This is a genomic window from Acinetobacter sp. GG2 (genome assembly GCF_000292385.1).
GTDB lineage: Bacteria > Pseudomonadota > Gammaproteobacteria > Pseudomonadales > Moraxellaceae > Acinetobacter > Acinetobacter seifertii.
The window spans coordinates 99463-113740 of sequence record NZ_ALOW01000036.1; the positions used below are offsets into that span (position 1 = coordinate 99463).

Annotated in this window: 14 protein-coding genes; 9 read left to right on the forward strand and 5 right to left on the reverse strand. The window is 38.9% G+C overall.

Features of this window, described 5'->3' with window-relative positions:
• Nucleotides 1-128: 128 nt before the first annotated feature.
• Both astA and B554_RS0111790 read right to left on the reverse strand, forming a co-directional pair.
• Complete coding sequence (gene astA, locus B554_RS0111785; protein ID WP_019458198.1) at nucleotides 129-1223, reverse strand: arginine N-succinyltransferase; 1095 nt, start codon at nucleotides 1221-1223, stop codon at nucleotides 129-131.
• The gene (locus B554_RS0111790) at nucleotides 1220-2455 is read right to left on the reverse strand and encodes an aspartate aminotransferase family protein (RefSeq protein ID WP_019458199.1); all 1236 of its coding nucleotides are present in this window, start codon (nucleotides 2453-2455) and stop codon (nucleotides 1220-1222) included. The genes astA and B554_RS0111790 overlap by 4 nt, the downstream gene beginning before the upstream one ends.
• A 135-nt stretch (nucleotides 2456-2590) precedes the next feature.
• On the opposite strand from B554_RS0111790, the gene B554_RS0111795 reads away from it, so the two are divergent.
• The 9 genes from B554_RS0111795 to B554_RS0111835 all read left to right on the forward strand — a co-directional run bounded on the left by B554_RS0111795 (nucleotide 2591) and on the right by B554_RS0111835 (nucleotide 12364).
• The gene (locus B554_RS0111795; protein WP_002001056.1) at nucleotides 2591-3013 is read left to right on the forward strand and encodes an Lrp/AsnC family transcriptional regulator; all 423 of its coding nucleotides are present in this window, start codon (nucleotides 2591-2593) and stop codon (nucleotides 3011-3013) included.
• A gap of 320 nt (nucleotides 3014-3333) precedes the next feature.
• The gene (locus B554_RS0111800) at nucleotides 3334-4764 is read left to right on the forward strand and encodes a gamma-aminobutyraldehyde dehydrogenase (RefSeq protein ID WP_019458201.1); all 1431 of its coding nucleotides are present in this window, start codon (nucleotides 3334-3336) and stop codon (nucleotides 4762-4764) included.
• Between the two features lie 28 nt (nucleotides 4765-4792).
• Nucleotides 4793-5563, forward strand: a complete 771-nt coding sequence (locus B554_RS0111805) for a nuclear transport factor 2 family protein (protein ID WP_019458202.1) — start codon at nucleotides 4793-4795, stop codon at nucleotides 5561-5563.
• A gap of 59 nt (nucleotides 5564-5622) precedes the next feature.
• Nucleotides 5623-6342, forward strand: a complete 720-nt coding sequence (locus B554_RS0111810; RefSeq protein WP_019458203.1) for a FadR/GntR family transcriptional regulator — start codon at nucleotides 5623-5625, stop codon at nucleotides 6340-6342.
• Between the two features lie 65 nt (nucleotides 6343-6407).
• Nucleotides 6408-7121 (forward strand): cache domain-containing protein, encoded by a 714-nt coding sequence (locus B554_RS0111815; protein WP_019458204.1) that lies wholly within the window; start codon nucleotides 6408-6410, stop codon nucleotides 7119-7121.
• A 195-nt stretch (nucleotides 7122-7316) separates the two neighbouring features.
• Nucleotides 7317-8648, forward strand: a complete 1332-nt coding sequence (locus B554_RS0111820) for an APC family permease (protein ID WP_019458205.1) — start codon at nucleotides 7317-7319, stop codon at nucleotides 8646-8648.
• A 19-nt stretch (nucleotides 8649-8667) separates the two neighbouring features.
• On the forward strand, nucleotides 8668-10113 hold the full coding sequence (locus B554_RS0111825) for an NAD(P)/FAD-dependent oxidoreductase (protein ID WP_019458206.1): 1446 nt from the start codon (nucleotides 8668-8670) through the stop codon (nucleotides 10111-10113).
• 146 nt (nucleotides 10114-10259) lie between these two features.
• A complete protein-coding gene (locus B554_RS0111830) occupies nucleotides 10260-11618 on the forward strand; it encodes an amino acid permease (protein ID WP_081400371.1) in 1359 nt (452 codons plus the stop codon).
• Nucleotides 11619-12004: 386 nt separating this feature from the next.
• Nucleotides 12005-12364 (forward strand): hypothetical protein, encoded by a 360-nt coding sequence (locus tag B554_RS0111835; RefSeq protein ID WP_000416091.1) that lies wholly within the window; start codon nucleotides 12005-12007, stop codon nucleotides 12362-12364.
• A gap of 142 nt (nucleotides 12365-12506) precedes the next feature.
• Here B554_RS0111835 and B554_RS0111840 read toward each other — a convergent pair whose 3' ends face one another.
• Genes B554_RS0111840 through B554_RS0111850 form a run of 3 tightly spaced genes read right to left on the reverse strand, consistent with a single transcriptional unit; the run spans nucleotide 12507 to nucleotide 14238 of the window.
• Nucleotides 12507-13184: a DUF799 domain-containing protein gene (locus tag B554_RS0111840; protein WP_019458208.1), complete on the reverse strand. Its 678-nt coding sequence runs from the start codon at nucleotides 13182-13184 to the stop codon at nucleotides 12507-12509.
• Nucleotides 13181-13549 carry a DUF4810 domain-containing protein gene (locus B554_RS0111845; protein WP_019458209.1) on the reverse strand — a complete coding sequence of 123 codons (369 nt, stop codon included), beginning with the start codon at nucleotides 13547-13549 and terminating at the stop codon, nucleotides 13181-13183. Before B554_RS0111845 ends, B554_RS0111840 begins: the two co-directional genes overlap by 4 nt.
• A 17-nt stretch (nucleotides 13550-13566) precedes the next feature.
• Nucleotides 13567-14238, reverse strand: coding sequence for a CsgG/HfaB family protein (locus B554_RS0111850; RefSeq protein WP_002048002.1), 672 nt, complete (start codon nucleotides 14236-14238; stop codon nucleotides 13567-13569).
• Nucleotides 14239-14278 lie beyond the last annotated feature (40 nt).

Below are 14278 nucleotides of genomic sequence, written 5' to 3' on the forward strand. Positions count from 1 at the left end.
TGAATATCTAAAATGAAATAATAACTTCCATTCATTCAATTAAGATGATGTATATCCATATCAATTTTTTGACTCAGGGATAATATAATATTCCTCATAAAATGTGGTGAGTTATAAAAACTCACTGCCTAATTAACCGCCATTTGCAAATGTTGATTATTTTCCAATCTATTTATAGCTTTTGATTTTGAAGCATGTGGAACATTAATACTCAATATTCGAACTTCTGCCCCATTTTGAACATTCAAGTGTTTAGCCTGCTCTAAACTGAGCTGTATTTGATCTTGATAAGGTGCGCTATACACTACAATTGCCCGATAATTTTCATAATCATCATTGGCAACAATACAAGGTTCATCACCTAGACTTAAATCAGTAGACTCTACAACTTGTACAGTTAAAATCTGACTTTCTTTAATGGCACGTAAATTTTCAATATCGGCCTGTAGTGTTGCTCCGCCATCAAAAATATCGACATAGCCTTTGTAGCGAAGCCCTTCTTCTAGCAAAAGATTATAAGCAGGTCGCGTATTTGGATGAACCATACCAATTGCGGCTTTAGCATCGTCTGGCAACATATCGACATAGAGCGGATGTCTCGGCATCAGCTCGGCAATAAAGGCCTTTTGCCCTATTCCACTTAAATAGTCCGCTTTGGTAAATTCAATATTAAAAAATTTATGACCTACCGCATTCCAAAATGGAGACTGCCCAGTTGCATCTGAATAGCCACGCATTTCAGCCACAATCGTTTCTTCAAAGTATTGGCGAAATGCGGACAAAAACAAGAAGCGTACTTTAGATAAAAACTTGCCATTTTTATTTAAACGATAGTCTGGGTCTAAAAATAACGTACAAAGCTCACTACAGTTGGTATGGTCATTACTCAAGTACAAAGTCGGTAAAGCGTTATAAACACTTAAAGGTTCCGAAGCGTGAACTTGAGTACCCACATGGAAGTTATACCACGGCTCTTTTAACCCGAGCGCGACCTCAATACCACAAACACCGACAACTTTGTTGAGTTCGGTATCTTCTAAAACAAATAAGTAAACCTGATCTGCTTTTGGTAATTCACCTGCTACCGTTTTACATGCTCGTTCAATACGTGCAGCCAACTTTTCCATATTTGGCTGCAAAGATGTCAAACCAAAACCCGCTTTTTGAGCCAAAAGGTAAAGATCATTAACATCCTTAGGTTCAATGTAGCGAATAATCATCATGCGGCTTGTTCATCCTTTTGAATTTCTACAAAGCGAGCAAGTGCACGTTCGAAGCGTTTTAGACCCTCATCAATATCAGCAAATGGAATAATTAAAGACGGCGTAAAACGTACAACGTTTGGACCAGCAATCAGACTCAGTAAACCTTCCTCACCCGCAAGGTTATTAATATCTTTTGCTTTACCAGCGAACTTGTCTTTTAAGGCACAACCTATTAGCAAACCTTCTCCACGAATCGTTTTAAAGACTTCATATTTTTCATTTAATTTATTTAAAGCGTTTTTATAGTAATCATGACGCTCTTTTACGCCTTCAAGCACTTCTGGTGTATTAATAAATTCAAATACTGCGCCAGCAACAGCACTTGCCAACGGGTTACCACCATAAGTCGTACCGTGCGTACCCACTGAAAAATGCGTCGCAAATTTATCAGTCGTTAACATTGCACCGACTGGGAAACCACCGCCTAATGCTTTTGCAGTAGTAAGCACATCTGGTGTAACACCTGAGTTCATGTAAGCATAAAGTGAACCTGTACGGCCTACACCAGTTTGTACTTCATCAAAAATAAGTAAGGCACCAAACTCATCACACAGTGAACGTAAACCTTTTAAAAATTCGATGTCAGCAGGAATAACGCCGCCTTCGCCTTGGATCGGTTCAACAATCACGGCACATGTTTGTTCGTTAATGGCTGCTTTTGCAGCTTCTAAATCATTAAAGGCAACATGGTTGATACCATTTGGAAGTGGTGCGAAATCTTGTGAATATTTTGGTTGACCACCTGCTGAAACGGTAAATAAGGTACGGCCGTGGAAAGCATTGTTAAATGCCACGATGCCGCTTTTACCCGCAACGCCACTATCGAGCCCAACTTTACGAGCAAGCTTTAATGCTGCTTCATTTGCTTCTGCACCCGAGTTACAGAAAAATACTTTGTCTGCAAATGTATTTTCGGTGAGTTGTTTAGCAAGGCGTAGAACTGGTTCATTGGTATAACCATTGCCGACATGCCAAAGTTTTGTTGCTTGTTCTGTTAATGCATTTACCGCCACTGGATGCGCATGACCTAATGCGTTTACTGCAATCCCACCTGCAAAATCGATATATTCTTTATTTTCTTGATCCCAAATACGTGAACCTTCACCACGTACCGGAATGAAATTTGCCGGTGCAAAAACTGGAACCATCCACTCGTTAAAGTCAGTACGAGAAACTGCAAAATTATTCATCTTATCTAGTCCATTAAATTGAATTATTAGGCTTAACTGATGACCCTATTATTCAAAATCAAATTGATTCACAAAATTTGTAATTCAGCAAAAAATGAATTATTTTTTACCAATTTGATAATTGACAATGACATTATGGACAATATTGATCAAATTATTTTAGGTTTACTCAAAGACAATGCACGGATGTCTGTAACTGAGTTAGCCGAAAAAGTTCATGTTTCAAGAGCAACCATTAAAAAGAGAATGGAATATCTTGAGTCTTCGGGCATCATTACTGGCTATACAGTTCGTTTTAAACCAAATGCTGAACGCAATGTCATCCGTGCATGGATGAGCATTATGGTCGAAGGTACTAAAGCACAGTCTGTGATTAAAGAACTACGCCTAGAAAGTGCGGTGGAATGCTTGCATAAAACCAATGGTAAATGGGATATTTTGGTCGAGCTACGCTCTGACACTTTAGAAAACTTTGACAAAGTTTTAGAAAGAATCAGAAATATTTCAGGTATTTATAACAGTGAAACTAGCATTCTGCTTGCAAGTCATAAGACCTGATCATTCACTTTAATTTCAAAGAATAAGAATTGATGGGCTAAGCATAAAGTTTGGCTCATCCCCCCATTCCTACAAAGAAATTTCCTTAAGTACCCACTATTAAAATTAAAAACCATCAAAACCATAGTCCATTCTAAAAAGCCTCAATAAATTTTTAATTTTTTTTAAATAATCAAATCAAAAACTTAAAATCTAATTTGATTTAAATTTTCACTTTTTTCACTCACTCCTCTCATCAAGGCATTTGACAGAAAAATTAAAACATAATACATATAGTATTATATGTTATATGTTAAAACCTAAGGACAAGGTATAATAAAATGGCTAAAACTCAACTAAAACACTTTATTAACGGCGAATATGTTGCTAGCAAAGCAAATGATTACTTCGACTTGGTCAGCCCAGTGACTGGTGAAGTTTATGCACAGTCACCCAATGCAACCGATGCAGAAGTTGATGCAGCGTATGCCGCTGCCAAAGAAGCATTTAAAATTTGGGGACGCAGTACACCATCAATGCGTCAAAAAGCATTACTGAAGCTGGCAGATGCTATCGAAGCAAATGCTGACCGTTTAATTGAAGCGCAAAGCAGAAATACGGGGCAGTTAAAACACTTAATTGCATCTGAAGAAGTCGGTGTATCGGCAGATCAAGTTCGTTTTTTTGCAGGTGCTGCCCGTTTACTCGATGGCTCAGCAACTGGTGAATATTTAGAAGGTTTAACCTCTTCTATTCGCCGTGAACCCATCGGTGTAGTTGGGCAAGTCACTCCTTGGAACTATCCACTTATGATGGCAATTTGGAAAATTGCTCCAGCGTTGGCAGCGGGTAACACTGTAGTGCTTAAACCAAGTGATACCACTCCTGAAAGTACACTTTTATTGGCAGAAATTGCTGCACCATTCTTCCCTAAAGGTGCATTTAACGTGGTGTTAGGCCAAGCACAGGTAGGCTCAAAAGTGGTATCACACAAAACCCCTGCACTCGTTTCGATTACAGGTTCGGTTCGTGCAGGTTTACAAGTTGCCGCTTCTGCCGCAGCAAATTTAGCGAAAGCTCACCTTGAACTTGGCGGTAAAGCACCGGTACTGGTTTTTGAAGATGCCGACATTGATAAAGCCGTTGAAATGATTGCTTTAACGGGCTATTTCAACGCAGGCCAAGACTGTACTGCTGCAACACGTGTCATTGTGGCTGAATCTGTTCACGATGAGTTTTTAGCTAAACTCGTTGAAGCAGCCAAAAATACTCGTTTTGGTGATCCCGATGATCAAGATGCGCTTTATGGTCCACTTAACAATGCCAACCAATTGAAAAATGTTAAAGCCTTTATTGACAACTTACCTGCTCACGCCAAAGTTGAAACAGGTGGTAAACAAGCAGACCGCCCGGGCTTCTATTTTGAACCGACTGTTATTAGTGGCCTAAAACAACATGATGAAGCTATTCAAAAAGAAATTTTTGGACCAGTCATTACCGTTCAAAAATTTACCGATGAAAATGATGCCATTGAAAAAGCCAACGATGTTGAATATGGCTTAGCTTCAAGTGTTTGGACCAAAGATCATGCTCGCGCAACACGTCTGTCACGTGAACTCGATTTCGGTACAGTTTGGATTAATACCCATATTCCTTTAACTGCAGAAATGCCACACGGCGGCTTCAAAAAATCAGGATACGGTAAAGATTTATCTGGTTACGGTTTTGAAGAGTATACCCGTGTTAAACATGTGATGAGTTCAAACGAATAATAACAATGCGTTTTGAAAGGAGATCAAAATGAATAAGCAAGAAATGAAAGACTTGGTGAGCAAAGCCCATCACGAGCTATTTAATTTGCATGACACCACTGCTCTAGACCGTTATTTTTCTGAAGACTTTATAGAGCACTCACCACTCGTTGCAAATGGTATTTCGGGTCTTCGCCAATTGGTAGAAGACTGCCCAGACATGCAACACGAAGCTGTACGCGTGCTCGCAGATGGTGACTTGGTTGCAATTCATGGCCGCTTTCAAGGCTTAGATGAAAACCCTTTGGTTGGCTTTGATATTTACCGAGTAAAAGACGGCAAAATTGTAGAGCATTGGGATGGTCTTGTAGCAGAAGCAGCGCCGAATGTAAGCGGTAGAACGCAATTAGATGGTCCAACCGAAATCGTAACTCACCATGACCCAGAGAAAAACCGTGAGATTGTGACATCTTTCTTTAAGGAGTCATTAATTGATGGAAATTACGATGCCTTCAAAGAATACACTCACGGCGATCAGTTCATTCAACATAGTCCAGATATTGGAGATGGCGTTAAAGCCGTCATTGATTTTTTGAACAATATCCGTAATGAAGGACAAGGTTTGGTATACTCAAAAACGCATCGCTCCATTGCTGATGGTCAATTTGTATTGACTCATTCCGAAGGTACTATTGCCGGAAATCGACATGCCTATTTTGAACTGTGGCGTGTAGATAATGGCAAAATTGTTGAACTTTGGGATGCAATACCAGCCGTGCCTGAAGATGAACAGGCTGTCCATGGTTATGGCGTGTTTTAATAACTATTTATCCGCTTCATTAAGCTAAGTCTTTTGACTTAGCTTTTAGAGAATTCGCCATGTCAGCATATACGATAATTTTTGCACCTATTGCTCAAGCAACTCGTTCTGAACAAGTTGTAGAACGCTTGGAAAATGCAATTATCTCTGGTTTGCTCAAAAGCAATGAACAACTTCCTAATGAGGCAGATTTAGCACGCTTAATGGGCGTTTCACCCATTACTGTACGCGAAGCTTTAAATACTTTACGTGTAAAAGGTTTAATTGATACACGTCGCGGCAGAAATGGTGGAAGTTTTGTTTGTGAGCTACCTTCAGATTTACTGTTAAACCAACATCCATTGCGCCAAGCTTCAAATGAGTATCTTGCCGATTTAGGCGAGTTTCACAGTGCAATTTTAAGTCATAGTGCATATTTAGCCGCTCAAAGAACCACAGAATATGAACTAGGCAAAATAAAAGAGTTGATTGAACAATTTGAGAAAGCCCTTGAAGCAGACACACGCGCACAGCTTGATTTACGTTGTTTGCTGACACTCACCTCATTTGCCCAATCTGCAAGACTGGCAAATCAGGAACTCACTATTCAGGCTGAATGGGCTCCACTGATAGCTGTACTTTATCGAGATGATGATTTTCACCGTGAAGTTGTAAAGCAATATCACCACCTCTTGTCATCTTTTGTTGAAAACAATGAAAATGAAGCTGTGATTCAAGCAAGAAAAATAGTTTCAATGCTCACTGACCAAATGCTTCGGTATAAGTTATCGAGTGAATAAAAATAATAAATGAGATGGCTTATCAATAATCAAGATAGGAATATGGAATTTTAGGAGTTATCGGAATGACCCAGCACTTAGATTTAGATATAGAAGAGCTTCAAAATTTATTAAAAAGTGTTGTTGAGGAAACAACAACGATTACGGAAACACTGGCGGCTAAAGCAAGCAAAATTCTGTCAAAGCATGCATCTGAAAAAAATGCTGATATTAAGCTTTCAACTTCAGAACGCTCTGCTTTGCAGAAGGAAATTAAAAATGCGCTAAATCAGAGCCATTATAGTCAAGGAACTGGTTTTGCAAGTTATAGTCCAGCAACGCAAGACGAACAAGACTACTGGACACTCGAATGGTGGTATAAAAAAGAAGACCAGTTACAACAAGCGAAACTTGAAAACTACCAAAATGCGCAGCGCTTTTTAGATTTCCGCTCTTTTGAATGGTTCCACAAACCTGCTCAAGATAAAAGCCCGTGCATACATGGCCCTTACGTTGATTATATTTGTAACGGCGCCTACACCATCACCATTGCCCACCCTGTCATGATTCGTGATGAATTTATCGGTGTAATTGCGACCGATATTTTAGTTTCGGCCCTTGAAAAACTACTTATGCCAAAACTCAAAAATATCAAACAAAAAGCAGTAATTATGAATGATTCATCTCGGGTCATTACTTCAAACGACATTAGCATCCGAACTGGAACATTATTTAAAGAAAAGACTGCTCAACAGTTTTTCTCGCGACCGTGTCAGTCTTTCCAGTTAGTTGTGATCTAAAAAAGAAAAGAATAATAGCTCTTTATTCTAACTTTAGTGTGCCACCAAGGTGAAATAGCACTTTAAGCCTCTAGCTACTGTTCAAACTTTCTTCAATCAGACTTGTTTATTCAAGTCTAGGGGAAGTTTTGGCCTAAAAATAGCATCGCCTTTCTGGATGAAAAGCAAAATAACGAAATTTGAGGTTGAAAAGACATGGAAAATAAAGCGTCTTCCTTAAAAAAACTATCACTATGGCAAGTCACGATTATTGGTATTGCCTATATGACCCCCATGACGGTTTTTGATACTTTCGGTATTGTTTCCGGAATTACCAATGGTCATGTTCCTCTCGCATATTTACTTGCTTTAGGCGCGATGCTGCTCACCGCTTGGAGCTATGCGAGGTTTAGTAAAAATTCTGAAAGATCAGGTTCGGCCTATAGTTATACTGCTGAAAGTTTAGGGCCTAAAAGTGGATTTTTCGTTGGCTGGTGTTCTCTACTCGACTATCTGTTATTACCCCTTATTAATGTGTTACTGGCTGCAATTTATCTCACCGCACTCATTCCGAGTATGCCTTATTGGTTTTGGGTATTGGTATCGGCGGGCCTTGTGACTTTAGTCAACTGTTTCCGTATTCGGTTACTTGCCAACTTAAGTCTCGTGTTTGTGTTTGCTCCGATTATCCTCATGGTCATTTTTGTATACTTAGTGGTTCGTGGTATTGGCTCAACTCAAGGTTATGAACACGTGCTGACCTTGGCTCCGCTATGGCATGGCGAACAATCGCTATTACCGCTCGTTGCTGGCGCTTCGGTTTTATGTTTTTCATTTTTAGGTTTTGATGCAGTCACTACTCTTTCAAATGAAACCAAACAACCCACTAAAAATATTCCTCGAGCAGTCATGTTAACAACACTTACTGGCGGGCTTATTTTCTTCACAGCTGCTTGGTTTATTCAGCTTTATTTTCCAAACAATGTTCGTTTTCACCACCCTTCAGAAGCACTTCCTGAAATTGTGCTTTATGTAGGCGGCGCGTTGTTTCAGTCGATATTTTTATGCGGCCAAATTATGAACACAGTCGCCTCTGGTCTTGCCTCGCATGCCAGTGCTTCGCGTTTACTGTATATAATGGGCACCGACAATATTTTCCCTAAAAAGTATTTTGGGACTATCCATAGCTCTTTAGGTACGCCATTTTTCTCGGTTTTATTTGTCGGGCTTATTTCAATGTCAGCTATTTTTTTAGATTTAGCTCAAGTCGTAAGCCTGATCAGTTTTGGTGCGCTCGTTGCTTTTACGGCCGTCAACTTCTCAGTTTTTATGAAATTTTATATTAAAGATAAACAGCGCTTAGGTTTTAAAAATAAATTTCTAAACCTATTTTTACCGCTTCTATCGGTCATTAGCATTATTTGCTTATGGCTCAATCTTGACTCATCTTCACTGATTTTTGGATGCTTCTGGCTATCTTTAGGCATTCTTCTATTCATTTATAAAACGATTAAAAAACAAAGCATTGCCATTACTAATGCTTATTAATTTTTTAAGGAACTTCTCTATGAAAATTATTTCTAAACCCCAGCTTTTAAAAGATGTGGAATATAAACCAAGTAAATCTCTACAAGTGGGCAAAGAGTGGAGTTGGTTAAATCCAAAACACGCGAAATTTGACTCAACCAAGGTTAATGGCACTTCGGTAGATAACCCAGCCAACTACTATGAAAGCTCACTGTCTGATTGGCATACCTTTGATAGTTTAAATGCCGACATTGAATGTGATGTCGTGGTTATTGGTGGTGGTTTATTAGGTTCATCGACTGCCCTACACTTAGCTGAACAAGGCGTAGATACCGTTTTATTAGAAAAAAACCGTATTGGTAGTGCAGCTTCTGGTCGAAATGGTGGACAACTTACTCCTGGTTTAGCACGCTGGGAAGCTCAAGAAATGGCCGATCGCTTAAGCTATGAAGATGCAAAAAAACTATGGCATTTTACCTCTACGGAGGCCATGCAACTCATTGATGACATCTCAGAAAAATACCAACTCAACTTTGACCGAAAACATGGCCATATTACTGCCGCCGTTCATGAAGGACATTTGGTCGGCTTAACACAAGGTGCTGATGCACGAAAATATTTAGGCGAAGACCATACCCGTATTGTAGGTAAGCACGAACTCATGGACTATATTAAATCTGACTACTATACAGGCGGTTTAATTGATGAGTTAGGCGGACAGATCCATCCCTTGGCTTTAAATCGCGGCTTAATTTATGGTTTTTGCCAAAACGGCGGTACTGTTTATGAACAAACAGAAGTTATTTCAATAGTAGAAAAAGCAGATGGTATTTATGTTCAAACAGCAAATGCTGTCGTAAAAGCTAAAAAGTCTGTGGTTTTAGCGGTACACCATGCTTCATTTAAACTTTTATCTGAACAAAACAATACCACTATTCCGTTTTATACCTATGTCGCGACCACTGCTCCATTAGAACTGGATACCAAAGAGCTTCTGCCATTTGGACATCCAGTTTATGACACTCAGTTCCAGATTGATTACTACCGCCCTGTGTTTAACAACCGCTTATTATTTGGGGGCCAAGGTACTGGCACATGCTGGGGGCCAGAGAAAACTTTAAACTATTTAGAGCATCGAATTCATACCGTGTTCCCGCAAATTAAAAATCTAGAGATGGATTTCGTCTGGAGTGGAACCACTGATTTAACTGTAAATGGTGCAGTCGACAGTCGTAAGTTTGGTAACAAGTTCCCGATTTATGCAGTTCACGGATGGAGCGGTCACGGCGTGGCACAGACAGTACGCATTGGTAAAGCCATTGCAAATGACTTTGTTGGGCAATCTAATGATTTTGAAATGTTATCTAAAATTGACCATCAAAATATTATTTTTGGCCGTACCCTTGCCCCTGTCGTTATTCCACTCGCTAAAAGTATGTATGGCATCGGAGCAATGATTAACCCGGGCAAAATGGTGTCTTTCTAATTTATAAAAACATCATTTTCTAAAAAGGATTCGTATAGCTTTGTACGGATCCTTTTTATTTAACTGAGTAAAATTCTTTTCAAACTAGGTTATCCCTAACCAATCCATTACAATAGCGTCGGCTTTTTCAGACAGCGCATAGTATTTTGAGTAACTCAACTTCCCAATTAAAACGTGGACTTAAAAATCGTCACATCCAGTTAATCGCTATGGGTGGTGCTGTGGGCACAGGACTATTTTTAGGCTCTGCACAAGTCATTCAATCTGCTGGTCCTTCAATCATTTTAGGTTATGCCATTGTCGGTTTGGTTGCATTTTTAATTATGCGCCAAATGGGTGAAATGATCGTCGAAGAACCCGTGGTTGGCTCTTTTAGCTACTTTGCACAAAAGTATTGGGGAAGGTTTCCCGGGTTTTTATCGGGCTGGAATTATTGGGTAGTGTACATTTTAGTGGCTATGACTGAGCTTACCGCCGTAGCCAAATATGTGCATTATTGGTGGCCTCATATACCTGCGTGGGTTTCAGTTTTATTTTTCTTTGTACTGGTCACATGCTTGAACTTAGGCAATGTTAAATTTTATGGCGAATCTGAATTTTGGTTAGCTATTATTAAAGTTACCGCAGTCATTTCAATGATTGTGTTTGGCTTATATTTATTGCTGACGGCAGGCAACGACTCTATAGCGAGCTTTTCAAACCTATGGCAGCATGGCGGATTTTTCCCACATGGCTTTTCGGGTTTATTCTATATGCTCGCCTTTTTAATGTTTGCGTTTGGCGGTATTGAACTGATTGGAATGACCGCTGCTGAAGCAGAAAATCCTGAGAAAAGTATTCCACAAGCCATTAACCAAGTTATTTTTCGAATCTTGATTTTTTACGTGGCTTCACTCGCGATTATTATGTCGCTTATTCCTTGGAACCAACTGGACCTTGGTGGTTTAGATAAAAGCCCATTTGTCATGATTTTTAGTCAGCTTGGCATTGGCTGGGCAGCACATTTACTGAACTTTATTATTTTGACTGCTGCACTGTCAGTTTATAACAGCGGCATGTTTGCCAACAGCCGTATGTTGTACGGACTAGCAGTACAAGGCAATGCCCCTAAAGTCTTTGGACAAGTAAGTAAACAAGGCGTACCAACAGCCGCTGTTATCTTCTCTTCTATACTGATTTTTGGGTGTGTTTTACTTAATTATTTTGTACCAGAAGAAGCTTTAAGCCATCTTATGTACATGGCTGTTGCAGCTTTAGTTTTAAACTGGGCGATTATTAGCTTTACCCACTTAAAGTTTAAAAAAGCTATGAAACTTGAAGGCAAAGTTGCCAAATTCCCTGCTCTATTTTCACCTTTAAGTAACTATGTCGTGCTCGTTTTTATCGGCATGATTTTATACATTATGTGGACTCAAGGCTTTAAAGAATCGGTAATTTTGATTCCAATCTGGATTACTTTAATGCTTGGTTTATATAAAGTTTTAAGGTTAGATAAATCACTTTGAACATGCTAAAAGGCTTATTCTATTTGAATAAGCCTTTCTTGTTTTAGGAACGTATAAACAAGCTTGCTCTTAGTGGAAATCTAATCAAGCCAAATATTTATCTTGTTTCTGATCAATCACCCATCACTTAGTCACTTTTAGGCACACCTGATCCATTTAAAAATGGTGCTTAAGACATTTTTAAGAGATGATTATTAAAGTACAAGTGTTTACATGATCTATAAATATTTGTGCCAATGTTCAGCTAAAATCGTGGCTGACCAGGTATATCGTTGCGATCACCAATCAGGAAAAAGACGCTTCGCCATAAGTCGTGTTCTTTACCCACTTTACTGATTCTGCTCCATTCACTGCGTCGCTTAATGATGAAAGACAGGAAAAATTTTATGGAAAAAACGCTGCAATGCCCAAAGTGTGGTTCTACAGAAATTGAAACACGTGATCATGATAAATTACTTAAAACCACTGGCGGTGTTTTACTAACAGCTGCGGGAACAACAGCGGGTACCGTAGGCGGTGCTGCAACAGGTGCTTCTATAGGGGCAGCGATTGGTACAGTTGCTGGACCATTAGGTGTAATTGTTGGCGGTACTGTAGGAACTTTTGTCGGTGCAATCAGTGCAGGTATTACTGGCGGTGTAGTTGGCAATATTTTTGGTAAAAAAGCAGGCGTAATGATCGATAAGAATATCTTTCAAGACTACCGCTGCCTAAAATGTAAATACCGTTTTAAAGTAAAGAAATAATCTAATTTTCAATTGAATTAAGCAGGTAAAATCAATTTTCAACTGACTCTCCTGCTTAAACTCAATCTTTATAAAGTTCCTCAAATCATAAAGATATGAAGCAACTTATATAATAAATTAAAACCCAAATTTAGATTTTAATTTACTTCGTAATTCCATCTTGTTGATACTGAGGTGAGCGTGGGCCATATAACAAACCTGTACCCGGACTATAAGGAGTCGGAGTAAACAGTTGAGCATTTACCATACTTGCTATTGGATAAGCACGATCATTAAAGTTGCTAGAAATCTGTTCAACCAAAGCACCGACTACAGCACCAAGTAAACCAGAGTTACCATCACTACTTGATTGGGATAACTTTTTCTCACCTGTCCAAATCACATCACCTGTTTTTAAATCAACAAGTTTTGCATCTGCACTAACTGTGGCAACACTTTGGATCACTTGATATTTAGAGCCATATTCTTTAATTCGAATGTATAAAGCAGCATCTGCACCAAAAATCTCTTGTAATTTTTGAGGAGCAATAGACTGCGCATCACTGCCATTGGTGACACCATTCTCTTTAAACATGTTGTCTACAACAGAGATGGGAAAAACATAATAGCCAGCTTCTGCTACAGGCGCTATTACGGTTGGCCAATAACTGTAAGTCGCTTTTACATCCGGTGAATCATTGACTGGTGGCAATACCAAAATTGACTTTGGCATGTGTGCTTTATAAGCGGTTATGTCTTTATTTGGTGCCGGAGTAACTGCACAACCAGTAAACGTAATGCTAGAAATAACCAAACCAGCAATTAGAAACTTCTTAATCATGATTTTGTATTCCCACCATTCGCATTCATTTTTTGCAATAAGCGATCCATTAAAACTGTAGACTCTGGATAGACTTGACGTTCAAGCTGGAAATACTCGGTTGCTTTTTGAGAATTATTTTCTTGTAAATACAATAACCCTAAATGCGCATATAACCCTGGCGGAACAGCTAGGCCCTTACCTTTAGTTTTTTGAATCTCAGCTTCTAATGTCGTGATTTGTGCACTTGGTGTCGCTTTTTCAGGTGCGGTATACATCAAATAAGTTTGATGCGGATAACTTCCCCAATTATATAAAGATTGAGGACCAGTGGCACAGCCCACCAATCCCAAAACAAGAACACTACTTAAAACAATTTTTTTCATCTAACACATATCCAAAATTATTGAATTGACCAACGGTTATTTTGAATATCTGTTACAAGATTATTTACCGCTTCACGAACAGCTAAATCGAGTACTTTACCATTTAAAGTAGAATCGTAAGAGGCAGTAGAACCAAAGCCTAAGACTTCACGTGCACCTAATGCATATTCACCAGCACCTTGTACTGAGTGCACAACTTCTGAAGTTTTTACATCAATAATATTTAAATTAACTTTTGCATAAGCAACTTGCTGTTTACCACGGCCTAAAATACCAAACAGTTGCTGATCACCAACTTCTTTACGGCCAAACTCAGATACATCGCCAGTAATCACATAACGAGCACCTTTAATAGATTGAGCAGTATTGCTATAACCTACTTCTTGTTTTATTTCAGATAAATTGTCGCGATTTAAAACTGAGAAATAACCAGTTTGCTGCAAATGTGTCTCAAGAATTGTTTTCGCTTGGCCACCTAAACGGTCTACATTATCTGAGAAAACTCCTCTCATATAGCTAGAGCGGTTATCAAACTTACCAATAGAAACAGGAGCTTTTACTCCATTATATTTAATTGCAGAAGTTGCTGCGGTGACTTGAGGACTTTGTATCGTTCTTGATGTTTCAGTGGTTGAACATGCGATTAAACCAAAAGAACTCGCCATAGTAATGATTAATATTTTTTTCATGTTTACTCTATAAAGATAACTAAAATACAAAGAATACATA